General features: G+C 34.6%; 22 protein-coding genes. 14 read left to right on the plus strand and 8 right to left on the minus strand.

All coding sequences use genetic code 11. From position 1 onward, the window contains the following. Nucleotides 1-118: 118 nt before the first annotated feature. The 7 genes from mgtE to QLS97_RS01740 all read right to left on the minus strand — a co-directional run bounded on the left by mgtE (nucleotide 119) and on the right by QLS97_RS01740 (nucleotide 6,896). On the minus strand, nucleotides 119-1,471 hold the full coding sequence (mgtE, locus tag QLS97_RS01710; protein WP_282713959.1) for a magnesium transporter: 1,353 nt from the start codon (nucleotides 1,469-1,471) through the stop codon (nucleotides 119-121). Further along, nucleotides 1,461-2,240, minus strand: a complete 780-nt coding sequence (rsmA, locus tag QLS97_RS01715; protein WP_282713960.1) for a 16S rRNA (adenine(1518)-N(6)/adenine(1519)-N(6))-dimethyltransferase RsmA — start codon at nucleotides 2,238-2,240, stop codon at nucleotides 1,461-1,463. The genes mgtE and rsmA overlap by 11 nt, the downstream gene beginning before the upstream one ends. 134 nt (nucleotides 2,241-2,374) lie before the next feature. After that, a complete protein-coding gene (locus QLS97_RS01720; protein ID WP_282713961.1) occupies nucleotides 2,375-2,686 on the minus strand; it encodes a DUF4286 family protein in 312 nt (103 codons plus the stop codon). Between the two features lie 67 nt (nucleotides 2,687-2,753). Then, the gene (locus QLS97_RS01725; protein ID WP_282715519.1) at nucleotides 2,754-4,529 is read right to left on the minus strand and encodes a tetratricopeptide repeat protein; all 1,776 of its coding nucleotides are present in this window, start codon (nucleotides 4,527-4,529) and stop codon (nucleotides 2,754-2,756) included. Between the two features lie 97 nt (nucleotides 4,530-4,626). Further along, on the minus strand, nucleotides 4,627-5,898 hold the full coding sequence (serS, locus tag QLS97_RS01730; protein WP_282713962.1) for a serine--tRNA ligase: 1,272 nt from the start codon (nucleotides 5,896-5,898) through the stop codon (nucleotides 4,627-4,629). Between the two features lie 219 nt (nucleotides 5,899-6,117). After that, nucleotides 6,118-6,657 (minus strand): DMP19 family protein, encoded by a 540-nt coding sequence (locus QLS97_RS01735; RefSeq protein ID WP_282713963.1) that lies wholly within the window; start codon nucleotides 6,655-6,657, stop codon nucleotides 6,118-6,120. A gap of 68 nt (nucleotides 6,658-6,725) precedes the next feature. Next, nucleotides 6,726-6,896: a hypothetical protein gene (locus QLS97_RS01740; RefSeq protein ID WP_282713964.1), complete on the minus strand. Its 171-nt coding sequence runs from the start codon at nucleotides 6,894-6,896 to the stop codon at nucleotides 6,726-6,728. 249 nt (nucleotides 6,897-7,145) lie between these two features. Here QLS97_RS01740 and QLS97_RS01745 point away from each other — a divergent pair, with 249 nt between their 5' ends. The 7 genes from QLS97_RS01745 to QLS97_RS01775 all read left to right on the plus strand — a co-directional run bounded on the left by QLS97_RS01745 (nucleotide 7,146) and on the right by QLS97_RS01775 (nucleotide 17,080). Next, the gene (locus tag QLS97_RS01745; protein WP_282713965.1) at nucleotides 7,146-10,283 is read left to right on the plus strand and encodes an SIR2 family NAD-dependent protein deacylase; all 3,138 of its coding nucleotides are present in this window, start codon (nucleotides 7,146-7,148) and stop codon (nucleotides 10,281-10,283) included. Nucleotides 10,284-10,533: 250 nt separating this feature from the next. After that, nucleotides 10,534-12,594 carry a methionine--tRNA ligase gene (gene metG / locus QLS97_RS01750; protein ID WP_282713966.1) on the plus strand — a complete coding sequence of 687 codons (2,061 nt, stop codon included), beginning with the start codon at nucleotides 10,534-10,536 and terminating at the stop codon, nucleotides 12,592-12,594. A 12-nt stretch (nucleotides 12,595-12,606) separates the two neighbouring features. Next, the gene (locus QLS97_RS01755; RefSeq protein WP_282713967.1) at nucleotides 12,607-13,503 is read left to right on the plus strand and encodes a DMT family transporter; all 897 of its coding nucleotides are present in this window, start codon (nucleotides 12,607-12,609) and stop codon (nucleotides 13,501-13,503) included. A gap of 35 nt (nucleotides 13,504-13,538) precedes the next feature. After that, nucleotides 13,539-14,240 carry an HAD family hydrolase gene (locus QLS97_RS01760; RefSeq protein ID WP_282713968.1) on the plus strand — a complete coding sequence of 234 codons (702 nt, stop codon included), beginning with the start codon at nucleotides 13,539-13,541 and terminating at the stop codon, nucleotides 14,238-14,240. Between the two features lie 220 nt (nucleotides 14,241-14,460). Next, a complete protein-coding gene (locus QLS97_RS01765; protein ID WP_282713969.1) occupies nucleotides 14,461-15,723 on the plus strand; it encodes an OmpA family protein in 1,263 nt (420 codons plus the stop codon). Between the two features lie 183 nt (nucleotides 15,724-15,906). Then, complete coding sequence (locus QLS97_RS01770; protein WP_282713970.1) at nucleotides 15,907-16,536, plus strand: chloramphenicol acetyltransferase; 630 nt, start codon at nucleotides 15,907-15,909, stop codon at nucleotides 16,534-16,536. 37 nt (nucleotides 16,537-16,573) lie between these two features. Further along, nucleotides 16,574-17,080: a ferritin gene (locus tag QLS97_RS01775; protein WP_282713971.1), complete on the plus strand. Its 507-nt coding sequence runs from the start codon at nucleotides 16,574-16,576 to the stop codon at nucleotides 17,078-17,080. A 338-nt stretch (nucleotides 17,081-17,418) separates the two neighbouring features. Here QLS97_RS01775 and QLS97_RS01780 read toward each other — a convergent pair whose 3' ends face one another. Continuing rightward, nucleotides 17,419-17,751 (minus strand): single-stranded DNA-binding protein, encoded by a 333-nt coding sequence (locus tag QLS97_RS01780; protein ID WP_282713972.1) that lies wholly within the window; start codon nucleotides 17,749-17,751, stop codon nucleotides 17,419-17,421. A gap of 186 nt (nucleotides 17,752-17,937) precedes the next feature. Between QLS97_RS01780 and QLS97_RS01785 the strand changes: the two genes are divergently transcribed. From QLS97_RS01785 to QLS97_RS01815, 7 genes are all read left to right on the plus strand, one after another. Next, nucleotides 17,938-19,467 (plus strand): bifunctional GNAT family N-acetyltransferase/carbon-nitrogen hydrolase family protein, encoded by a 1,530-nt coding sequence (locus QLS97_RS01785; protein ID WP_282713973.1) that lies wholly within the window; start codon nucleotides 17,938-17,940, stop codon nucleotides 19,465-19,467. Beyond that, nucleotides 19,464-19,814 carry a hypothetical protein gene (locus tag QLS97_RS01790; RefSeq protein ID WP_282713974.1) on the plus strand — a complete coding sequence of 117 codons (351 nt, stop codon included), beginning with the start codon at nucleotides 19,464-19,466 and terminating at the stop codon, nucleotides 19,812-19,814. Before QLS97_RS01785 ends, QLS97_RS01790 begins: the two co-directional genes overlap by 4 nt. Nucleotides 19,815-19,909: 95 nt before the next feature. Beyond that, complete coding sequence (locus tag QLS97_RS01795) at nucleotides 19,910-22,222, plus strand: M28 family peptidase (RefSeq protein WP_282715520.1); 2,313 nt, start codon at nucleotides 19,910-19,912, stop codon at nucleotides 22,220-22,222. 31 nt (nucleotides 22,223-22,253) lie between these two features. Further along, nucleotides 22,254-22,430, plus strand: a complete 177-nt coding sequence (locus QLS97_RS01800) for an ORF6N domain-containing protein (protein ID WP_282713975.1) — start codon at nucleotides 22,254-22,256, stop codon at nucleotides 22,428-22,430. Nucleotides 22,431-22,436: 6 nt separating this feature from the next. Next, complete coding sequence (locus QLS97_RS01805; protein ID WP_282713976.1) at nucleotides 22,437-22,763, plus strand: ORF6N domain-containing protein; 327 nt, start codon at nucleotides 22,437-22,439, stop codon at nucleotides 22,761-22,763. Nucleotides 22,764-22,765: 2 nt separating this feature from the next. Beyond that, nucleotides 22,766-23,569, plus strand: coding sequence for a Rossmann-fold NAD(P)-binding domain-containing protein (locus tag QLS97_RS01810; RefSeq protein ID WP_282713977.1), 804 nt, complete (start codon nucleotides 22,766-22,768; stop codon nucleotides 23,567-23,569). A gap of 1 nt (nucleotide 23,570) precedes the next feature. Beyond that, nucleotides 23,571-24,512: a DMT family transporter gene (locus QLS97_RS01815; RefSeq protein ID WP_282713978.1), complete on the plus strand. Its 942-nt coding sequence runs from the start codon at nucleotides 23,571-23,573 to the stop codon at nucleotides 24,510-24,512. Nucleotides 24,513-24,543 lie beyond the last annotated feature (31 nt).

Consider the following 24,543-nt stretch of genomic DNA (forward strand, 5'->3'; position numbering starts at 1 on the left):
TTTACAACTTTTCTTTAATTTCTGTTCCGTTTTACTTCACAAAAATTAAAATAACCTTTTGAAATTCTGCCTTTTAATTTTTTTCCTCTTTGTTCTATTCTCTTTGTTCTTTGCTTTCCTAAAACCCCAAAATCATTTTTGCTATCGAAAAATAAATTAGAATTCCGCAAATATCATTACTGGTTGTGATGAACGGCCCGGTTGCCAATGCTGGGTCAATTCCAAATTTATCCAACAATAACGGAACAAAAGTTCCTATTAACGATGCAATAATAATTACCGACATCAATGCTATAGTAACAATAACGCCAATGATCAATTCGACATTCAACAGAAAATGACTTCCTAAAAACAATATCGTAGCCAAAATCAGTCCGTTTAATAAACTTAATGACACTTCTTTGACCAATCTATTAAACAAGGATCCGCTCAACGTATTGTTAGCCAAACCCTGTACTATAATTGCTGATGATTGTACCCCAACATTTCCTGCCATTGCGGCAATAAGTGGTGTAAAAAAGAACAAATTTCCATGTTCGAGCATCGCGCCTTCAAATAACCCCAGTACTTTTACGGAGATAAAACCACCCAAAAGAGCCAAAACCAACCAAGGTAATCGTGCTTTTGTATGTTCAAATATGCTGTCATCCGCTTCAACATCTTGCGAGATACCTGCTGCCAACTGGTAATCCTCATCGGCTTCATCCTTGATTACATCTACAATGTCATCAATGGTGATTCGGCCCACTAAGCGACCTAATTCGTCCACTACCGGAATGGCTTCTAAATCGTATTTTTGCATGATTCGTGCCACCTCAACATCTTCTGTATCTACTTTAACCGAGTTTAATTTTCGGATGTAAACATCGCTCACTGGTGTTCTGGAAGAAGTGGTCAATAAATCCTTGAGGGACAAACGTCCTTTCAATCGGTCTTCATCATCCACCACATAAATAGAATGGACTCTGGAGATATTTTCGGCCTGAATGCGCATTTCTTTCACACAGGTTAGTACATTCCAATTTTCATTGACTTTAACCAATTCCTTATGCATGATTCCACCTGCGGTGTCTTCGTCATAACGCAATAAGTCAACAATATCTTTGGCGTGCTCCACATCCTGAAGCTCTGATATTACTTCGGCTTTCAAATCTTGTGAAAGCTCCGCAATAATATCGGCTGCATCATTCGTTTCCAGCTCATCTAATTCTTCTGCAATCTCTTTTGCCGAAAGCCTGCTTAATATATTCTCCCGCAAATCATCTTCCAGTTCCAGAAGAATTTCGGCGGTTTTTTCACTGTCTAATACTTTAAAAATATAGGTCGCCTCATTAAAATCAAGCTCATCCAGAATTTCAGCAATATCAGCATGATGCATATCATTCAATAACACTCCCAGTTGCTGGTCGTCTTTACTTTGAATGAGTTGCTCTAATTCCTGAATTAATTCTTTGCTGATTTTAAACTCCATCGGCTTCTATTTTTTGGGTGAGTGCTATGAACTGCTCTACATTTAATTGTTCTGGTCGAAGGTTGAAAATTTCATCTTCTCTCAAACTATCCGACAAATTTAAGGTTTTTAAACTATTTCGTAACGTTTTGCGTCGTTGTTGAAAAGCCGTTTTCACTACCGTAAAAAACAATTTTTCGCCGCAAGGCAAACTGTAATCTTTCTTCCTGCGCAAACGTAAAACTCCTGACTTTACCTTTGGTGGCGGAATAAAAACATTTTCATCAACCGTAAATAAATATTCCGCATCATAAAAAGCCTGAACTAAAACTGACAGAATTCCATAGGCTTTTGTTCCCTTTTTTTCGCAAATACGTTGTGCCACTTCTTTCTGGAACATTCCCGCAAATTCCGGAATCTGATCGCGGTATTCCAAAGTTCTAAACACAATTTGTGTCGAAATATTATACGGGAAATTCCCAATAATAGCGAATTGTTTCCCTTCGAAAATATCGTTGATATTGTATTTTAAGAAATCTTTAGAAATGATTCTGTCTTTTAATTTTGGATAATTTTGGTCCAAATACGTCACTGATTCCGTATCGATTTCTATAACGTAGGTGTTCACCGGTTTATCCAACAAATATTTTGTCAAAACTCCCATTCCCGGACCTATCTCTAATACATCATCATATCCTTCTAAGTTCAACGTGTCGGCAATGTCTTTTGCAATGCTTTCATCTTTCAAGAAATGTTGTCCGAGGTGTTTTTTGGCTGTTACTTTTTCCATGTTTTTTGTTTTGCCACGAAGGCACTAAGGCACAAAGTGTATTTTATTTCAAATTGGAGATCGCAGATTGCGACTTCAAGATTGTGGTTCAAAACGACAATCTGAATGTGATTGCTTCGTTCCTTGCAATGACTCTAAAAATCTGCAATCAATTCTAATTCTGTTCTAAAAGCAAGCATTTTGTCTCCAAATAATTTTAATCCTTCTTCGCGAAAAGCCGGTGCATCTTCCTGGTAATATTTCTCCAAAGTTTCTTTGCTGTCCGTTGCATATTGAACCGAATAGGTTACTCCGCCCATTTCTTCTTCAATTAAAACCCGTACCATTCTTGCCGAAGAGAATTTTCCTGTAGCCAAAATTTCGGGAATGTGTTTGTATTGCATCCAAATCATCCATTGATCGTGAACGCTTTCATGTATGTTTGTGGTAACGTTATATAATATCATTTTTTTTGTTTAACTGGTTAATTGTTTAACTGGTTAATCGATTCGACAATTAAACAGTTAAACTTTTTTACAAATTAGTATCTCCTCGCAATTGTCTGAATTTTTTCCTGGCTTCCACAAAATAAATACTGTCCTGATGATTGAACAATACCTTTTCATATAGTGGCTTCGCTTTTTCAGGTAACGATTGCTTGTTATATATTTCTGCCGAAAAATACAACGCTTCGTCTATGTAAATTCCGTCGCTATGTTGGTCGATAATCATTTGGTATTGGCTTAAAGCCAAAGCAAAATCACCTTTCTTTTCATATATTTTCCCTAATCGCAACAAGGTTACAGCCTCTATTTCTTGTCCTTTATAGTTTTTCAAAATCGTCTGAAACTGTGCTACCGCTTCCTGATTCCTGTTTTGATACAACAGATAATCTCCTTTGGCAAATTGCTTTAAAGCCGTTTGTGTCGAATCAGCAACAGTATTGTCATTGATTAACAGAAAATATTCCAAAGCATCATTCGCAATCAACTGCGTATTGGCTGATTTCAATTCCTTAAATTGTTTCAACGCCCACGCAAAATCGGTTTTGAAATAACTGGTTTTTGCTGCTTTCAGACTGGCTTCATGTGCCATTACATCATTCTTCAAATCCAATTCAATCTGTGAATAATAGATCAAAGCCTGGTTGAATTTTTCTTCGTAAAGCAAAATATCTGCCAGTTCCATTTTGGCATTAGCCACTTCATAATCATTCAATTGCAATTCCAGCGCTCTCTTAACTATTACTTTTCCTTCTTCCGGTTTTTTCAATTTAAATGCCGTGAAATGTGCCTGAATCAGCTGCAAAGATAAGGTAAAAGGACTTATTTCGAATTGTTTCAACAAACCATCTAATTCTGTGCTGATGGCTGCAAAGTCATTTTCGGATGCTTTTTCAATTTTCATGGTTACCAAATAAGAATTCGCTTGGATCAGCAATTCTAAATCTTGTGTGTTTTCCAATACAAATCCCAAAATTTCTTTAGCCGCTTCCTGATTCTCTTCTTCAATAGCCAGTTGCCCTAAATTTACAATATTGGCAAGCGATTCCGGATTACGTTTGTAAATGGCTTTTTCCTGAATAAAAGCTTTTTCGAACTCTTTTTGCTGTACATAAAACCAGCTCAAATAATGATTCCAAAAGAGGTCTTGATTTTTCTGGGTTCTTAAAATCAGCGCTTTCCGTAATATTTCATTGAAGTTTGCGTCACCTTCATCAACCATAAAACGAACCAGTTGATTTTGGATTCTAATGGAGTTTTGAGGATTCGCAAACGCTTCGTCCAGAAAGGTGGAAATCATCATTTCCATATTAGACAATTGACCGTAAAGCAACCCTATTTGATAATTGAAATTAAAATTCGGTTCTAGTTCTGTAGCAGTTTGATAGGATTTCAGCGCATATTCGAGCAACACTTTTCTCTCAAAAGCATTTGAAATTCCGTAGACTTCATTTGGATTTTTTCTGATTCGGTCTAATGCCTGATCGTAGTAAATCTTAGCTTTGGCATCATTTTTTTGCAACTGAAAATTATACCCTAATTCCACCAGAAGATTCCCTTGATTGTACTTGTCAAGTCGTTCTTGAATGGCTTTTTCGGCACTTTCAAATTGTTGCAATTGCTGCGAACAGTCTATTATTCTTAAAAAATATTGGGAGTTTAACGGAATCTCTTGCAGCAACTCTTCATAACTGATTTTTGCTTTTTCAAAATCGCCTTTGTCATAATAATACTGCGCTAATTGTTCGTTTTGTGAAAAACAAACTAATGAAAAAAACAGGGTAATATGTAGAAAGAGTTTTTTCATTGTTTCAATTGCAATTTGTTTCGTCAAACATCTCTTTTTTAAACAGATAAGTCATATAATTTTACAAAAAATTATATGACTTATCTGTTGAAGATTTTTAGTTTATAATATCAAACCCGCAATACGGACGCAAAACCTCAGGAATTACAATTCCTTCCGGAGTTTGGTAATTTTCTAAAATTCCTGCCAAAACTCTTGGTAAAGCCAATGCGCTTCCGTTTAAGGTGTGAGCCAATTGGTTTTTTCCGTCTTTGTCTTTGAAACGCAATTTCAAACGGTTGGCTTGGAAAGTCTCAAAGTTAGAAACTGAACTGATTTCTAACCAACGATCTTGCGCCGTAGAAAAAACTTCGAAATCATACGTCAAAGCTGAAGTGAAACCCATATCGCCACCACAAAGTCGCAATATTCGGTATGGTAATTTCAATTCCTGTAATATATTTTTAACGTGTTCTACCATTCCGTCCAAAGCTTCGTATGATTTATCAGGATGCTCTACACGAACGATTTCTACTTTGTCAAATTGATGCAAACGGTTCAATCCACGAACGTGTGCGCCATAAGAACCTGCTTCTCTACGGAAACATGGTGTATAGGCCGTTGTTAAAACGGGTAATTCATTTTCGTTTAAGATTACATCTCTAAACAAATTCGTTACCGGAACCTCAGCCGTTGGAATTAAATATAAATCATCGGTTTTATCATGGTACATTTGCCCTTCTTTGTCCGGCAATTGTCCCGTTCCATAAGCAGATGCTTCATTTACCATGTGCGGCACCTGAACTTCATTGTACCCTGCAGCCGTATTTTTATCCAAGAAATAATTGATCAAGGCGCGTTGTAATCGTGCTCCTTTTCCTTTATACACCGGAAATCCTGCGCCTGTGATTTTTACTCCAAGTTCAAAATCGATGATGTCGTATTTTTTTACTAATTCCCAATGCGGTTGCGCTCCTTCATGCAAAACTGGAATCTCTCCTTCTTCAAAAACGTTCAAGTTTTCCTCCGGCGTTTTTCCAACAGGAACTATATCAGCAGGAAGATTGGGTAAAGTATATAATTTTTCTAAAAGTTCAGCGGCAAGCGCATCAGCCGTTTCCGCTAAAGCTTTGCTTTTTTCTTTGTTTAAAACAGTTTTTTCTTTTAGAATTGCGGCTTTCGCTTTCTCTCCGCCTTTCATCAATTCGCCAATATCTTTGGATAATTTATTAGATTCGGATAAAATGTTGTCTAGCTCCACTTGCGTAGCGCGACGTTTTTCATCCAGTTGTACCACTTCTTCAACAACACTCGTAGCATCGATGTTTCTCTTTGCCAAAGCCTTGATTACTTTTTCTTGATTCTCTCTAATAAATGCGATTTGTAACATAGCTTGATTTTTTTAACGCTAACTTTTATAATAATGGAAGCAAATTTAAGGAAATGTTTGATAGAAATGGGACAAAGTTTTGATGAAAAGTCTAAAGTCAAAAGTGATAAAGTCAAACGCTAAAATATAACGTAATTTTTACACCTCTATATTTTGAAATTAACATGTTGAAAAGACAACTGCTTACAAAACAAAAAAACTTTAAGACTTTTGACTTAGTTATTCTCTTTTAATCTCATGACCTACAAATTCTTCTAAGGTTGCAAACATGTCGTCTACAGAAAGGACTTCGAAATCTGGGTGGGTTTTTAAGAAAGTAGCATTCAAAGTAATTAGATTTTCTTCTATTTCGAAGAAAGTATCGTTGTTAAGCAAATCTCGAATAGGATTTACGCCTTCCAATTTCCCTTTCAAGAATTTGTTGAGCTTTACACTGCTCATTAGTTTTACTTTTTTGGATTGCTGTTGGAACAATTCCAAATGCTTTTCGGCGCCAATCAAAGCCAAACCTTCTTCGATTAATTCGTTTAGTGCTGCATCCCAACCGGAATTGTATACAAACTGAGCAAAATTTCCTTCGGTATATTGTGAGGTATAATAATCTAAATAATAACTCATTATAGCATCTTCGTGAATCAAATCATCGTTCACGCCTTCCTCACGCATTAAGTTGATTACCGAAATATTAGAGTGAATCACATCTTGGAGGTTCTCACTATTAAAGGCTGTTTCTGAAATAATTATTCTACCGAATTCCATAGGTTTTGTGTTTGAATATGTGCTGCAAATTTCGGGTAAATTAGTACAGAAAAGAAATACAATGTGATTTAAATGACATCAGATTCGTTACTATTCTTTTTCTGATTCATTTTTGTAACCAAAGCTTTCAAACGTAAGGCTTTTTCTTTTTTCTCTTCTTGAAGCTTAGTCTTCTTTCTATTTAGCAATTTGGTATGTAAAGCCTTATTTTTGGTGTTTTTTTCGGGTCCTTTTGCCATGATCTATACTCTTCTTTAATTACGGTTGCAAAGATAAATAAACGGATCTTAAGATTGGATTACAAACCTAACTGATAGTATGGATTTAAAATCTGCAATATTGGCTTTACAAGCATAAATTATCTATCATTTCGTATAAAATCGAAGCTATTTGCTGATTTAAGCTACTTTATTAAAACAATTGCAAATTCACATTTTAAATAGAGACTTTACCAAACAGAATAAAATTATTTGTAAAATACATATTATATGACTTTATTTGATAAGTATTTTAACACAAATAAACTTACCATGAATGATTCTAAATTACCAAAATCCCTAATTGATAGTATTAAAGACGGCAAAGTAATCCTATTCCTTGGGGCTGGTGCTGCATTTGACTCATATCATAAAAACTCTAAAAAACCTCCAACTGGTAATCAATTAGCAGATTTAATAGCTGAAAAATTTTTAGGAGACGAATATTTAAATCGAGATCTTCAGTATATATCGGAATTAGCAATTAGTGAAACCGATTTATTTACAGTTCAGAAATTTATTTATGACATATTTATTGAATTTAAACCAGGGGAACATCACAAACTAATCCCTTTATATAAATGGCACTCAATTTACACTACAAATTATGATTTATTAATTGAAGAATCGTATGAAAGATGCCATAAAAAACAACAAGAACTAGCTACGTTTATAAAAAATGGAGAAAGAATTGGAGATAAGATGATCTTTGAGAACTCAGTTATGTTCAACAAATTACACGGATCAATTACTGATATTACTAACAAAGATGTACCCCTAATATTAACCCCAGATCAATATGTAGAGCATAGAGAAAATAGAGAGAGATTATTTAAAAGACTAGAGGAGTCATCATATGAATATCCTATCCTTTTCGTAGGTTTCAGTTTTGCAGATTTAGATATAAGAAACAGTCTCAAACATCTAGAAAAAATTGGAAATGTTAGACCAAGATCATATATGGTTGGCCCGTACATAACAGATGCAGAAGAAAGACTCTATGATTCTAAAAAAATATCTTCTATAAAACTTTCATTTAAAGATTTCATGAAAGAAATACAATCAAGCATTTCTGAAAATCAAAGAATTTTAAGTAGTATAAAGAAAGATAGTTTTTTACATCCAATCTTAAATAAATTTAATTCTGACTCACCTGCGCCAAGTGACAGACTTATGCAATTCTTAGAAAGAGATGCAACCTATTTACACTCAAATTTAGCAGATAAAAATACCGATCCACGAGAATTTTACAAAGGATATTTTGAAGGTTGGGATCCAATTATTAAAAATTATGATGCTGAACGAAATATCACAGATTCAATACTATCAGAAGTCTTTTTAATCGATGAAAACCAAAGGATTTCAAAACAGGAATTATACATAATTAAAGGCAATGCTGGCTCTGGAAAAACTGTTTTATTACATAGATTAGCATGGGATGCTGCAGTAACATTTGAAAAATTATGTATTTTTTTTAAATCTGATATAAGCATAGAATATGACAGACTATCTGAATTATTTCAACTCACAAAAGAAAGAATTTATCTATTCATAGATAATGCAACAGAAAGAAATGAAGATATTGAATACATCTTTTCAAGAGCAAAAAAAGATAATTTATTAATATCTATAATATCAGCTGAAAGGGTAAATTTATGGAACATTAATGGCGAAAGTTTAAGTGTTTATTTAACAAGAGAATATACTCTTAAATACCTAAAAGACAATGAAATTATTAAGCTTATAGAGTTATTGGCTAAATATAAATCTTTAGGTTATTTACAAGGCAAAACAATTGAACAACAAAAAGACGCTTTATCCGAAAAATCTGGGAGAGAATTGTTGGTAGCATTGTATGAAGCAACTGCGGGTAAACCATTTGCTGATATTGTCATGGATGAATATAATTCTATACCCAATGAAGAAGCCCGTAATCTGTATCTATCAATTTGTATTTTTCATAGAATAGGAACATACGCAAGAGCCGGAATAATTTCGAGATTGCATGGCATCAATTTTTCATATTTTAAAGAATATCTTTTCAAACCTCTCGAATCTGTAGTGTATAGTAATCGAAATTACAACATCAATGATTATGTTTTTCAAAGTCGACATCAACATATTGCTGAACTAGTTTTTGAACAAGTATTGGTCGATTTAAATTCAAGATATGATAAATATATTAGCATTATTTCAAAATTAGATATTGATTATGATAGCGACCGTCAAGTTTTTATTGCTATGACAAATGCACGAAATCTTTTAAATGTTTTTAAGGATCCTGAAATGATTAGATCCATTTATAAAATAGCATATGATAATGTTGGTGAAATTTCATCCCTAATGCAACAGGAATCTATTTTCGAAATGAATGCAAATGGTGGAAATCTCGAAAAAGCTTCTAATTTATTAGATTTAGCCCATGAAATTGATCCGAAAAACGGATTTATTGCTCATTCCAAAGCAGAATTTTTATTACGAAAAGCAGAAAAAACCCCTCAAAGATTATTAGCTAATAATTTACTCAATAATGCTAAAGAAATTTGTAATGAAATAATCTCAAATAAAAGAAGTAAAAATATAGTTCACGCATATCATACATTATTAAAAATTTACTTACAGGAGTTGAAAATTTCAATTGACAATCAAATGGTTGATTTAATTGAAGTAAAAATTCAAGAATTCGAAAAAACGTTAAATAAAGCCAAACAATTTTACCCAAATGAAAGTTTTTTTCATGATGCAGAAGCCAGTTTCAATAAATTAATAAATAATACTCCGAAAGCTTTAGAAGCATTAAAATCTGCTTTTGATTTTAACAAAAGAAGCCCATATCTGGCTACAAGATTGAGTAATTATTATATCGAAGAAGGCAAAATAGATGAATCTTTAAATATTTTAGAATTATCACTTGCGGTAAATGAAAACGACAAGGATTTAAATTTTAAATATGCAAAATTATTAAGTGAAAAATCACCCGAAAACTATGTGAATTTAAAACATTATTTAAGAAAATCTTTCACAAAAGGAGATAAAAGATTTGATCCTCAATATTGGTATGCAAGATGCTTGTATCTTTTAGATGAAAAAGATGAATCTTTGATTTATTTTAATAGTTTAAAAGATGTTGCTTTAGATGTGAGAATTAAAAGAAAACTAAATGGCTTTATAACTCACAATGGAAAAAATAAAACATTTGAAGGAACTATAATAAAATTAGAAAATTCTTTTGGTTTTATTAAGAAAGATTTTACTGGAGAATCAATATATTTTAGCAGAAATAATAGTGACAATTTAAAATATAATTCAAGAGTTAAATTCAATTTAGCGTTTAATTATAATGGTTTAATAGCTGAAGTAACTGAATAGACATTTATTAATAAATCCCTAAGTGCCTAAACATAAACTATTATTGCTACGCAACCCACATCTCCTAGCCCTGATAAAAGCGGCATCCTATTATGCCGGGTTTCGGCACAATAGATATGGGAAATAGCAGGAAATAGCTCCAAAAAACACGAACAATTTCTCCTAAGTACGGACAAGTCTCGACTTGTCCGTATCATACCTTCTTCCCTATCATAAAAAATCTTATTTTTGCACTCAATAAAATTGAATCATGATACAGAATCCAAAAAGATATACCATTACAGCGGCATTGCCGTATACGAACGGACCGATTCACATTGGCCATTTGGCGGGTGTTTACGTGCCTTCGGACATATATTCCAGATATTTAAGATTGCAGGGAAGAGACGTTTTGTTTGTTTGCGGAAGTGATGAACACGGTGTGGCGATTTCGATGAAAGCCAAAAAAGAAGGCATCACGCCACAGGAAGTAATCGATAAATACGATGGAATTATCCGCAAATCGTTCTCTGATTTTGGAATTTCGTTTGATAATTATTCCAGAACTTCGGCCAAAATTCATCATGATACGGCTTCGGAATTTTTTAGAAAACTGTATGACAAAGGTGATTTTATCGAGGAAGTGACGGAACAATTGTATGATGCAAAAGCAGATCAGTTCTTGGCTGACCGTTTTGTGGTGGGAACTTGCCCAAAATGTGGCAACGAAGAAGCCTACGGTGATCAATGCGAAAAATGCGGTTCGACGCTGAATGCTACGGATTTAATCAACCCAAAATCGACAATAACTGGAGAAACTCCTATTTTGAAATCTACGAAACACTGGTTTTTACCTTTGGATCGTTATGAAGATTTCTTGAAAGAATGGATTCTCGTTGGACATAAAAATGACTGGAAACCGAATGTTTACGGGCAAGTAAAATCGTGGATTGACGGTGGATTGGAGCCTCGTGCGGTAACTCGTGACTTGGATTGGGGAATTGACGTTCCTGTTGAAGGTGCTGAAGGAAAGAAATTATACGTATGGTTTGATGCGCCGATTGGCTACATTTCATCTACCAAAGAATGGGCTTTGCGCGAAGGAAAAGATTGGGAACCGTACTGGAAAGACCAAGATACAAAACTGGTTCACTTCATTGGGAAAGACAATATTGTTTTCCATTGCATCATTTTCCCTGCGATGTTGAAAGCCGAAGGAAGTTATATTTTACCAGATAATGTGCCTGCGAATGAGTTCTTGAACTTGGAAGGAAATAAATTATCGACTTCTAAAAACTGGGCGGTTTGGTTGCACGAATATCTGGAAGAATTCCCAAATCAGCAAGATGTTTTGCGTTATGCGTTGACGTCAAATGCACCGGAAACTAAGGATAATGATTTTACCTGGAAAGATTTTCAGGCAAGAAACAACAATGAATTAGTGGCGATTTACGGGAATTTCATTAATCGTGTGGTGGTTTTAACCAATAAATATTACAACGGAGTTGTTCCCCAACCAAATGAACTTTCGGAAGTGGACGAAGCTACTTTAACCGAACTGAAAGCGTATCCTGCAGTAATTTCAAGTTCTCTGGAGCGTTATAGATTTCGTGAAGCGTTGAGCGAATTGATGAATGTGGCGCGTTTAGGAAATAAATATTTGGCGGATGAAGAGCCTTGGAAAGTTATCAAAGACAATCCGGAACGCGTGCAAACACAAATGTATGTGGCGTTGCAAATTGCTGCTGCTTTGAGTTCACTTTGCGAACCGTTCCTACCCTTTACAGCTAAAAAATTGTCAAGAATTCTAAAAATAGAAAGTCCGTTGAACTGGAATACTATTGCTCAAAATTCTGATTTGATTCCGGCCGGACACCAAATCGGGGAAGCAGAATTGCTTTTCGCTAAAATTGAAGACGAGGAAATCCAAAAACAGATAGACAAACTGGAAGCGACTAAAACCGCCAATACTGCTGAAAACAAAAAAGCGGAGCCACAAAAAGAAGCGATTCAATTTGAGGATTTTGCCAAAATGGATATCCGTACAGGAACGATTCTGGAAGCCGAAAAAATGCCGAAAGCCAACAAGCTTTTGATTTTAAAAGTAGATACCGGAATTGATGTTCGCACGATAGTTTCAGGAATTGCTGAAAGTTTTAAGCCAGAAGACATTGTTGGAAAACGCGTGACTGTTTTAGTGAATTTGGCTCCAAGAAACCTTCGTGGCGTAGAAAGTCAAGGAATGATTTTGATGACTACCAATGCCGAAGGAAAACTGGTTTTTGTGAATCCAGATACGGATGGCGTTGCGAATGGAGAGACAATTAATTAAGGAAGTTATAAAATGAAAATAAAAAAGCCGCAATTAGCTTTAATTGTTGGGATACTCTGCATTTCGATTTTTCCAATATTAATAAAACTTCGGTTAACTCCCGGACTAATTTCGGCTTTTTATAGAATGGCAATTGCAGCAACTTTGCTATTGCCTTATGTCATTATTACAAAAAAATTCAAGCTTCCAACAATCAAGCTGTTAATTCCTGCCATAATTTGCGGAATTTTATTTGCCTCAGATGTTGCTGTCTGGAATATTGCCATCCAAGAATCTAGCGCCACTCAGGCTTCATTGCTGACTAATTTATCACCGCTTTGGGTTGGCATTGGTTCATTTCTGTTTTTAAAAACAAAACCTGCCATCAATTTTTGGATTGGAACTCTAGTCTCATTATTCGGAATGATTATGCTGGTTGGTTTCCCGTTTTTCATCGAACTGAATTTTGACACCGCTTTCCTTTTAGCCGTATTATCGGGTATTTTATATGCTATTTACTTATTAATCAGTAAAAAAGTGCTTTCTAAAGTGGATGTGCTTTCGTTTATGGCCATCAGCCTAATTTCTTCAAGTATATATCTAGGAATTCTCTGTTTAATGCTAGGAGAACCTTTTTCCGGATTTTCTGATGCTGGCTGGCTGGTCTTGTTGATCCAGGCAGTCGTTTGCCAACTGTTAGCATGGTTATCGCTCAGTTATGCCACACAACACATGCGCGCCACAAGAGTGTCTTTGAGTTTGCTCGGTCAAGCCGTTTTGACTGCTATTTTAGCTTGGTTGTTTTTAGATGAAATAATCACACTACAAATGATTATCGGAGGAATTATTTTACTTTTGGGAATCCGAATTACCTTTTATTCGAAAACAATTTCAATGAAGAAAGTTTTTTCCAAAACAGTTAAAAGTTAAAATAAAAACCTCAATTATATCAAAATAAAATAAAAATGGAACTAAAAGTAATTGCTTTCGACGCCGATGATACCTTATGGATCAACGAAACGTATTTTGATGAAACCGAGAAGAAATTCTGTGGTTTAATGGAAGATTATTTGTCGCATCAAGGAATTTCCAAAGAATTATTTAAAGTCGAAATCGATAATTTAAAATTATATGGTTATGGAATCAAAGGCTACATTCTTTCGATGATTGAAGCGGCGATGAGTATTTCAAATAACACACTTCCCATAGAAATCATTGAAAAAATCATTCAATATGGAAAAGAATTACTGGAGAAACCGATTGTTTTATTAGATGGCGTAGAAGAAACTTTAGACGCTTTACACGGAAAATACAAATTAGTGGTTGCCACCAAAGGTGATTTATTGGACCAACGCAGAAAATTACATAATTCGGGTTTGGGTCACTATTTTCACCATATCGAAGTGATGTCGGACAAACAGGAAATTGATTATTCTGATTTGATCAAACGATTGGAAATACAACCTGAAGAATTTTTTATGATTGGCAATTCCTTAAAGTCAGATGTTTTACCGGTTTTAGCCATTGGCGGACACGCCGTTCACATTCCGTTTCATACGACTTGGGCACATGAAAAAATTGACCATAAAGTGGAACATAAAAACTTCAGTGCTTTCGAAAAAATAACAGAAGTCCTAAAAAAATTGGAATCAGAAAACCTGTTTTAAACTTTTCTAATCATTAATAAAAGTCTTTTCAACCAAAAAACACTCCATTTTAAAGTTAATATCTTCGTGTAATCTATAAAAAAAGTACAAAATATTGCTAAAATCGCCGTTCTGAACTTAGTTTATAGAATTAAAACTAATTCTTACATAATTAACTGTTTAAAATTTCTTATCTAACAATATGTCGTATTTTTGCATAAAATTATTAAAGAATAAAATTATGAAAAAAATCATACTTACGTTAGTTTTTGCTTCTGCAATGACAACTTTGAGTGCTCAAACAGAAAATGTAGAAAGCGCAAGTACTGGAACTGAATTTAACAAATGGTCTGTTGAATTAGCTGGTGGTTTAAACAAACCGATGAGACCTATGACTGCTGGATATAGAACTGCTGTTACTAGTGCTTATGTAGCTGATTTAGGTGTGCGTTATATGTTCAATAACAAATTTGGTTTAAAAGCTGATTTTGGATATAACAGTTTTAAAGAAGGTGAAAATTCAATAGGATTTGATTCTAAATACTATAGAGCTGATTTACAGGCAGTTGCTAACCTAGGAAGAATCATGAGCTTTGAAACTTGGACAAACACTCTTGGTTTATTAGGTCACGCTGGTTTTGGATTAGGTTTTGGTGAATCTGATAACTTTTCAGGAACTGACAGAATGGGTAATTTTATTGCTGGTGTTACTGGTCAAATTAAATTATCTAATAGAATTGCATTGACTGGAGATTTTACAACAATTCTTAATGCTAAACAAAACCGTACTTTTGATGGTGCAAGTACAATAGGATCTCCTGGTTTCGGCGGTGTACTTTTCAATGGTACAGTAGGTTTAACTGTTTACTTAGGTAAAAACGAAAAACATGCTGACTGGGTTATCGACCATGAAGGTAGATTTGACGCAATTGATGCTAGATTTATGGCTATCGAAAATAAAATGCTAGATTCTGATAAAGATGGTGTAGCTGATTATTTAGACGAAGAATTAAGTACACCTGCTGGCGCAATGGTTGACACTAAAGGAAGATCAATTGACAAGAACAACAATAATGTTCCTGACGAAACAGAAGCTTACATCTTAAAAAATTACGCTGCTAAAACTGGTGATACTGGTGTTGTATACGATAACGAATTGATTAAAAGTTTAATTAATGGTGGTTATGTTGCCGTTTATTTTGATTTTGACAAATCTAAACCAACTAACGTATCTACTGAAGGTATTGATTTTATCTTAACTTATTTAAGAAACAATCCTTCTGCTTCAGTTGATATTACTGGTCATGCTGACGAATTAGGAAGATCTGCATACAATGATAAATTATCTAGTGCAAGAGCTGCTAATGTAAAAACCACTTTAGTGAACGCTAAAGTTGATGCATCAAGATTGAATGTAATTGCTGCTGGTGAAGATACTTCAGTTGATAAAACTTCAGAAAACGCAAGAAAATTAGTTAGAAGAGTTACTTTCACAGTAAAATAAGCTACTTTTTTATATCAAAAAGCCCTAAAGGAAATTTCTTTTAGGGCTTTTTTTATGGCTGCTAATCTCGGTTTTAATCACACGCATAGTTCAAACATCTATTTTATGGTTTGTATGTAACAAAATGAATTTAAGATCCCTAAGAACAACAGTACTTTTAAACCAAAAATAAAACACAAAATCTTGAAAACACTTTTAGATATAGCGAACTGGTCCAGAAAAGAACATTTCCACTTTTTCAGACAATTTGAAGAACCTTTCTTTGGTGCCACTGTCGAAATCGACTGTACGAAAGCCTATGCAACTGCAAAAGCACTAAACACTTCCTTCTTTATCTATTATTTACACAAAACGTTAGTTGCTGTAAATAGTACCGAATCATTTCGCTATAGAATTTCAGATGAGCAAATATATGTTTATGACCAAATTAATGCTTCTGCAACTATTGGTCGTGAAGATGGCAGTTTTGGATTTTCTTTAATCGAATACAATGCTGATTTTGAAATTTTCACTACAAATGCATTGGCGGAAATTGAAAGAATACAAAATACGACTGGTCTTTTTACCCGAACATTTACGGATGATAATTCAATTCATCTTTCGGCGATTCCATGGCTGGATTTCACTTCATTATCGCATGCCCGAAGCTATACTTTTCCAGATAGTTGCCCGAAAATTTCTTTTGGAAAAATGAAAATTGCTGAAAACGGAAAAAGAACCATGCCAATGTCTATTCATGTACATCATGGATTAGTAGATGGCTTACATTTAGGACAATTTGTAGATTATTTTCAAGAAATTATGAATCAGTAGATTAAGTATTTTGTAACTTTACTTAAAACTTATTACCATGCTATCAAAAAACATAGAACACGCGCTGAATAATCAGATTCAGATTGAAGCTGAATCATCTCAAACCTATCTTTCTATGGCTTCATGGGCAGAAACTCATGGTTTGGAAGGAATTTCAAAATTTATGTATGCTCAATCTGAAGAAGAAAGAGTACACATGCTTAAACTAGTCCGATACGTAAATGAACGAGGTGGCCATGCTAAAGTAAGTGAATTAAAAGCACCGAAAATCAGCTACGGAACATTTAAGGAAATGTTTGAAGAACTTTATAAACATGAAATTTTTGTTTCTGATTCGATTAACAAACTGGTTGACGTTTCCTTTACTGAAAAGGATTATGCCACACACAACTTTTTGCAATGGTATGTAGCCGAACAAATTGAAGAAGAAGCTCAGGCTAAACTTATTTTGGATAAAATAAACTTGATTGGTGATGATAAAGGAGGCCTGTATCTATTTGACAGAGATATGCAACAACTAACTTTAAATAGCACACCCAAATAATCAAATACTATTTAGCAAACAACTTGATTTTAATTTTTTAGAAATTGGGTAAAAAGAAGAAAAATAAGGACAAGAAAAAGGATAAAAAAAAGTTCCTTAAAAATGGATCTGATAAAGAAAACCTCAAGTCCGAATGTTGCGAAAAATATAAAAAAGGAGAACATAAACGTTGCAAAAACTGTCCAAAATTTGATTTACGCAAAAAAGCCAAATAACCAATATCAGTCACAGTTTACGTTCTAAATAATCCATAAAAAAACCACCGATAATTGTCGATGGTTTTTTTTTGTTTGGTTTCAGTCGCAGTTTACAACATTACAATAATTGTAAACTGAATATTATTTTCCTAAAAGAAGCACATCATTTACCACTACTTCGGTAACATAACGTTTCTCCCCATTTTTATCATCATAACTTCTATGGGTTAATTTCCCTTCAACGGCAATTTCTTTGCCTTTGGTAACGTATTTTTCAATGATTTCAGCCGTTTTCCCCCAAGCTACAAGTTTGTGCCATTGGGTTTCCTCTACCTTTTCTCCTTTGTCGTTTTTGTAGCTTTCGTTAGTTGCTAATGTAAAATTGGCTAATTTTTTCCCTCCATCAAAAGTTTTGATTTCCGGATCATTCCCTACGTGTCCAATTAACTGTACTTTGTTTCTTAATGTGCTCATGGCGTGTAAAATTTAAATGTTAGTGTATATAAGTTATTTGTTGAATCATTGTTTCAAATCAACAAAGCAAAGATGCGGTGACTTCCAAAAAGTATTCGGTTACTAACTGTTTACTTTCGGTTGTAACTATTTGTAAACGTTTGTAAATGGAAAAATTTAGTTATATTTGATGGAAATCAACTTCTTATGCTAGCCAAAATAAAAAAAGTAGAATTACGAAATCTAAAAATTGAAGACTACAAGGAATTAAAAAAATCAATGGTAAAGTCCTATCCAGAGCTTGCTGATTCGTATTGGAAAGAAAAAGATATTGAAAGATTACTGGACTTATTTTCTGAAGGACAATTCGTAATTATTGCAGATAAGAAAGTGGTAGGCGCTGCCTTTTCATTAATTGTAGACGAAGTCTTAGTGGATAAAAATCCGGATTACGCTAAAATAACAGGAAATTATACTTTCTCTACACACAATCCAAAAGGGGAAATATTGTATGGAATTGATGTATTCATTCATCCTGACTACAGAGGTTTGCGACTTGGCAGACGATTGTATGATGCCCGAAAAGAATTGTGTGAAAAACTGAACCTGAAGGCTATCGTTTTTGCCGGAAGAATCCCAAATTACAGTAAATACGCCCAAGAATTGACTCCTAAAAAATATATCGAGAAAGTAAAACTAAAAGAATTACACGATCCTGTGCTTTCCTTTCAGTTGAGTAATGATTTTCACGTGATGCGGATTATGAAAAATTATCTCCCAGGAGACATCGATTCCAAAGAATTCGCAGTATTATTAGAATGGAACAATATCTATTATGATGAAAGCCCCCAATTAATAAACACCCAAAAAAGCATAATACGAATTGGATTAATTCAGTGGCAAATGCGTCCCTTAATAAATTTGGACGCTTTATTTGAACAGGCAGAATTTTTCATTGATGCCATATCCGGTTATAAAAGTGATTTCGCCCTTTTTCCGGAGTTATTTATTGCCCCACTTATGGCAGATTACAATCATTTAGCTGAACCCGACGCCATTAGAGAGCTTGCGAAATATGCAGATCCCATTCGCAAAAAATTTCAGGAACTTGCCATCTCTTATAATATTAACATCATTTCAGGAAGCATGCCCTATTTAGAAAATGGCGCTTTATACAATGTTGGATTTCTTTGTAAAAGAGACGGAACCTCTGAAATGTATTATAAGATTCACATCACCCCGAATGAAGTCTTACATTGGGGAATGAAAGGCGGCTCCCAAATTAAAACTTTTGATACGGATTGCGGAAAAATAGGAATTATGATTTGTTATGATGTCGAATTCCCGGAACAATCAAGACTATTGGCCGATGAAGGAATGAATATTTTATTTGTACCCTTTTTAACAGATAACCAAAGTGGTTACATCAGAGTCAAACATTGCGCGCAGGCCAGAGCCATAGAAAACGAATGTTATGTCGCTATTGCCGGATGCGTTGGAAATCTTCCAAAAGTGAATAATATGGATATTCAATATGCGCAATCTGCAGTTTTTACACCATCGGATTTTGCATTTCCCAGCACCGGAATAAAAGCGGAAACCACGCCTAATACTGAAATGACTTTGATTGTAGATGTGGATTTGAATTTGCTTAAAGAGCTTCATGAACATGGAAGTGCCAGAATCCTAAAAGATCGCAGAACTGATTTATACGAAATTAAAAAAATCAATCCATGAATAAAACCTGCTTAGAATGTGGAGAAAAAATTGTAGGCCGAGAAGATAAAAAGTTTTGTAGTGACGGTTGCCGTAATGCCTACAACAATAAAATAAACAAAGACAGCACTAATTTTATGCGCAACATCAACAATAAGCTGCGCAAGAATTACCGTGTTTTGTCAGAGCTAAATGTGGACGGAAAATCAAAAACTACTCGGGCAAAACTCCTGAGCAAGGGTTTCGATTTTGAGTTTTTTACCAATATTTTACAAACTAAAACAGGAAACACCTACTATTTTCTGTATGACCAAGGTTACATGCTTTTGGACAATGATTTTTACATACTAGTCAAAAAAGACCTTTAAATATCCCAATCTACTTACCTACCATGAAAAAAGATTATTCCTCCATTTTTGCCTGTTTATTTATCCTAGGGATTCTGGGGTTGATTTACTTTACCATGATGCCGCATTGGACTTCAGACGAAGAAGGTTCTCTTTCTGAATTTTCGACCAAAAGAGCTTTAAACCAAGTAGAAGCCATTTCAAAACAACCCCATTATGTAGGTTCCAAAGAACATGAAGTGGTTGCTAATTATCTCGTAAAAGAGTTGAACAAGTTAGGACTGGAAACTTCCGTTCAGGAAGGATATACCTTGAGCGATTGGGGAAATTTAGTACAATCTAAAAATATATTGGCTCGCATAAAAGGAACTTCTAACGCTAAAGCTTTGTTATTGCTTTCCCATTATGACAGCGCACCACATTCCTACTCCAAAGGGGCGAGTGACGCAGGTTCTGGTGTAGCAACAATCCTGGAGAGTATTCGTGCTTTTTTATATTCTAAAACCCCTCATAAAAATGACATTATCATTCTGTTTTCGGATGCAGAAGAATTAGGATTAAATGGCGCAGCATTATTTGTAACCCAACACCAATGGGCAAAAGAAATAGGCTTGGTGCTTAATTTTGAAGCGCGTGGTTCTTCTGGACCCAGTTATATGTTGATGGAAACCAACAAGGGAAATGCCGGATTAGTAAAAGAGTTTGCTGCCGCAAAAGCCACTTTTCCGGTTTCAAATTCCTTGATGTACAGCATTTATAAAATGTTACCCAATGATACCGATTTAACCGTTTTTAGAGAACAAGGCAATATTCAAGGGTATAATTTTGCTTTCATTGATGACCATTTTAACTATCACACAGCTCAGGACGATATCGATCATTTAAACAAAAATACGTTAGCGCACCAAGGCACGTATTTAATGCCTTTGTTAAATTATTTCTCAAATGCCGATTTAAGTACTACGCAAGCCAGCGAAGATTACGTCTATTTTACCATTCCATATACTTTTATAAGCTATCCTTTTAGCTGGGTTTTACCAATGGTGGTAATCGCATTAGCGCTATTTATTTTTCTACTTTTTTTAGGAAGAGCAAAGCGCATCTTATCATTCCGTGAAATTGGAAAAGGATTTATTCCGTTTTTAGGTTCCCTAATCGGTACCGGATTAATTACTTTTTTTGGTTGGAAAGGATTATTAGCCGTTTATCCGCAGTACAATGATTTACTTAACGGATTTACGTATAACGGGCACGCTTACATTGCTGCATTTGTACTTTTGGCATTGGCGATAACTTTAGCCTTTTACAATCGTTTTTCTGCCAAAAAGGTTACTATAAATCATTATGTAGCACCATTATTAATTTGGATTGTGATTAATGGAGCACTTGCTTTTAGTTTACAAGGAGCCGGATTCTTGATTATTCCGGTTTATTTTGGATTATTTTTATTCGCTGTATTTATCATTACCCAAAAATCCCGTAAAATACTAAGTCTTGTTTTTAGCATTCCTGCTTTAATAATTATTGCGCCTTTCATCCAGATGTTTCCTATTGGTTTGGGACTAAAAGTACTGTTTGGAAGTGCTATTCTTACTGTTTTGACCTTTGGATTATTGTTGCCTGTTTTTGGGGCTTTCGCCAAAAAGGGAATCTGGTCTTTAGTGTTTTTTGTGCTTGCTATTGGCTTTTTTGCGAAAGCACATTCTGAATCCGGTTACGAATATGGAAAAGCCAAATCAAACAGTTTGTTGTACATATACAATGCTGATACGGACCAAGCCAATTGGGCAACGTACGACACCAATCTTGATTCCTGGACCAAAGGCTATTTGGGTGAAAACCCGAAAAAAGCAACGACTTTAAACGAAACACCATTGTTCAGCAAATACAATTCCGGTTTTACGTATGCTGCCGAAGCTCCTAAAAAAGACATTCTGAAACCAAGTATCGTATTTCTGGAAGACAGAATTGTAGGCAATCAAAGGTATTTGAGAATAAAAATTTCCCCGAATAGAAACGTCAATCGCTATGATATTTTTGCCAATGAAAAAATGGTTATTCATAATTTCAAAGCAAATGGCGTGACCACATTAGGTCAGAAAAATTCACTTTACCAACGCAAAGGAAAGAAAATATTGAGTTATTATGTCGTTGGAAACGCACCTTTAGAAATGCAGTTTAGCGTAAATTCCTCTACGATTTTAGATATGGAACTGATGGAAAGTTCTTTTGATTTAATGACTAATCCTTTATTTGGAATAGCCAAAAGAGAAAATTGGATGATGCCAACACCTTTTGTTTTGAATGATGCTGTGGTAATCAAACAAAAAATAAAGCCGACACCGGTTGTGGTTGCAAATGCTTTGAAAAGTGTTACTAATCCTGTAATAAAAGATAGTTTAACAGTTGTGAAAGACAGTTTAAAATAACTTTAATACAACCAACTCTTTTACAAATCATATGCAAATAGCCACATTACAATCTAAAATACACGATATACAAGGACTAAAAGTGATACTTGACTTTGATCTTGCTACGCTTTATGAAGTAGAAACTAAAGTTCTAAATCAAGCCGTAAAAAGAAACATCAAAAGATTTCCAAGTGACTTTATGTTTCGACTAACCATTGAAGAATAGGAAAGTATGCGGTCACAATTTGTGACCGCATACCAAAATAAACGAAATGTAACAGTAACCCCTTTTGCCTTTACAGAACAAGGAGTAGCGATGTTAAGTGGTATTTTAAATTCGGATGTGGCGATTCATGTAAATATTGTCATCATGCGTACTTTTGTCATGATTCGAAAATATGCTTTGGAACACAAAGAATTCAACGAAAAACTGCTTGAAATAGAAACCAAATATGACAAGAAATTTAGTGATGTGTATGAAGCTTTGAACTACCTCATCAAAAAAGACGAGAAAGAGAACACACAAAAAGAACGTAAACAAATTGGTTACAAAAAATAAAAATGACAAAAATTAGTATTCTGGGTTGTGGTTGGTTGGGTTTGCCTTTGGCGAAAGCCTTATTAAAAAAGGACTATTTAGTAAAAGGCTCGACGACTTCAGAAGAGAAATTAGCAGTATTGAAAAATGCAGGAATTGAACCTTTTTTAATTGTGCTTTCAGAAAATAAAACTACTGGAAGCGTAACCGATTTTCTGAAGAATTCTAAAATTTTAATCATCGATGTTCCACCAAAACTTCGCGGTTCAGGGACCGAAAATTTTGTTTCCAAGATTAGAAATGTAATTCCGTTTATAGAAAAACTAGCTGTCGAAAACGTACTTTTCATCAGTTCGACATCGGTTTATAATGATGGCGATGCGTTTGTTACTGAAGAAACAATTCCGAAACCGGAAACTGAAAGCGGTAAGCAATTGTTGGAGACCGAACAGCTATTGCTAAGCAATAGCAATTTCAAAACTACAGTATTGCGTTTTGGGGGATTAATTGGCGAAAACCGTCATCCGATACATTTTCTGGCTGGTCGTGAGAATCTGGATAATCCGGATGCACCAATCAATTTAATTCATCAGGAAGATTGCATCGGCATAATTTTAAAAATCATAGAAAATAATTCTTGGAACCAAACTTTCAATGCGGTGACTCCTTACCATCCTTCGCGAGAAATGTATTATACTCAAAAAGCTATAGCTTTGAATTTGGCTTTGCCAAAGTTTAATCATGAAAATAATTTTGGCAAAAAAATAATTTTGAGTGATACGTTAGAAAACGTTTTAAATTATACTTTTACGAAACCAAATTTATAATGTGAAAACTAAAATTAAGAATGCTGTTTCGTCTAAAGTTAATGCCATTGGATTACCTATTTTGGCTTTATGCTGGGTTAGTTTTTTTTGGGGAACTACTTGGATTGCTTCAAAAGAAGGCGTAAAACACATGCCGGCGTTACAACTTGCTGCCATTAGACAATTCATTGGCGGATTGCTGTATATTTCCTTTTTCTTGTTCAAAAAAACTCCTTGGCCAAAAGGAAAACAATGGAAAACCATTATTATTTTAAGCATCCTTAATTTTGTTTTGAGTAACGGATTAAGCACTTGGGGCGTGAAATACATCAGTAGCGGACTGGGAGCGATCATTGGTGCTCTTGTTCCTTTATGGATTGTAATCATTACTTTTTTTAGGGGGGAGCGACTGGCACGATTAACGGTTATTGGTTTAATTATCAGTTTTGGTGGCGTTTGCGTTATCTTTTACGATCATTTGAGTGATTTTATGATTCCTGATTTTAGATTTGGGATTATACTGTCATTAATCGCTACATTAACTTGGGCATTTGGCTCGTTATATACGAAGAAAAAAGCAGCCAGTTTTAATCCGTATTTTAGTTTGGGACTACAAATGTTTATATCCAGTATTTTACTTTTTGCGTACAATGGAGCAACAGGGACTTCCGTTAGTTTGAATACCATTCCAGCGATTTCGTGGTGGTCGATTGCCTATTTAGTTGTTTTTGGTTCTGTACTTACTTTCATTGCCTTTATCTATGCGCTTCAAAATCTTCCTGCAGAAATAAGCAGTATTTATTCGTATATCAACCCAATTATAGCCGTGATTTTAGGCGCTATGATTTTTGGTGAAACACTCAATGTAGCCATTGCCATAGGTGGCGGAGTTACGTTGTTTGGATTGTATATGGTGAATTATTCGTTGAGAAAAACACGTAAAAATAGTAGTGAAATACTATAAAACAAAAAATCCCATCCGACTGAACGAATGG

This window comes from Flavobacterium yafengii (assembly GCF_030010375.1).
GTDB classification, from domain to species: Bacteria; Bacteroidota; Bacteroidia; order Flavobacteriales; family Flavobacteriaceae; genus Flavobacterium; species Flavobacterium yafengii.

Bases quoted from the DNA above. Each gene is read 5' to 3' on its own strand.
- QLS97_RS01780 (WP_282713972.1), bottom strand. From the start codon at position 17,751: ATGAGCACATTAAGAAACAAAGTACAGTTAATTGGACACGTAGGGAAT.
- QLS97_RS01805 (WP_282713976.1), top strand. From the start codon at position 22,437: ATGCGGTCACAATTTGTGACCGCATACCAAAATAAACGAAATGTAACA.
- QLS97_RS01740 (WP_282713964.1), bottom strand. From the start codon at position 6,896: ATGGCAAAAGGACCCGAAAAAAACACCAAAAATAAGGCTTTACATACC.
- metG (WP_282713966.1), top strand. From the start codon at position 10,534: ATGATACAGAATCCAAAAAGATATACCATTACAGCGGCATTGCCGTAT.
- QLS97_RS01790 (WP_282713974.1), top strand. From the start codon at position 19,464: ATGAATAAAACCTGCTTAGAATGTGGAGAAAAAATTGTAGGCCGAGAA.
- mgtE (WP_282713959.1), bottom strand. From the start codon at position 1,471: ATGGAGTTTAAAATCAGCAAAGAATTAATTCAGGAATTAGAGCAACTC.
- QLS97_RS01810 (WP_282713977.1), top strand. From the start codon at position 22,766: ATGACAAAAATTAGTATTCTGGGTTGTGGTTGGTTGGGTTTGCCTTTG.
- QLS97_RS01735 (WP_282713963.1), bottom strand. From the start codon at position 6,657: ATGGAATTCGGTAGAATAATTATTTCAGAAACAGCCTTTAATAGTGAG.
- QLS97_RS01745 (WP_282713965.1), top strand. From the start codon at position 7,146: ATGACTTTATTTGATAAGTATTTTAACACAAATAAACTTACCATGAAT.
- QLS97_RS01775 (WP_282713971.1), top strand. From the start codon at position 16,574: ATGCTATCAAAAAACATAGAACACGCGCTGAATAATCAGATTCAGATT.
- QLS97_RS01755 (WP_282713967.1), top strand. From the start codon at position 12,607: ATGAAAATAAAAAAGCCGCAATTAGCTTTAATTGTTGGGATACTCTGC.
- QLS97_RS01760 (WP_282713968.1), top strand. From the start codon at position 13,539: ATGGAACTAAAAGTAATTGCTTTCGACGCCGATGATACCTTATGGATC.
- QLS97_RS01725 (WP_282715519.1), bottom strand. From the start codon at position 4,529: ATGAAAAAACTCTTTCTACATATTACCCTGTTTTTTTCATTAGTTTGT.
- serS (WP_282713962.1), bottom strand. From the start codon at position 5,898: ATGTTACAAATCGCATTTATTAGAGAGAATCAAGAAAAAGTAATCAAG.
- rsmA (WP_282713960.1), bottom strand. From the start codon at position 2,240: ATGGAAAAAGTAACAGCCAAAAAACACCTCGGACAACATTTCTTGAAA.
- QLS97_RS01800 (WP_282713975.1), top strand. From the start codon at position 22,254: ATGCAAATAGCCACATTACAATCTAAAATACACGATATACAAGGACTA.
- QLS97_RS01720 (WP_282713961.1), bottom strand. From the start codon at position 2,686: ATGATATTATATAACGTTACCACAAACATACATGAAAGCGTTCACGAT.
- QLS97_RS01765 (WP_282713969.1), top strand. From the start codon at position 14,461: ATGAAAAAAATCATACTTACGTTAGTTTTTGCTTCTGCAATGACAACT.
- QLS97_RS01795 (WP_282715520.1), top strand. From the start codon at position 19,910: ATGATGCCGCATTGGACTTCAGACGAAGAAGGTTCTCTTTCTGAATTT.
- QLS97_RS01785 (WP_282713973.1), top strand. From the start codon at position 17,938: ATGCTAGCCAAAATAAAAAAAGTAGAATTACGAAATCTAAAAATTGAA.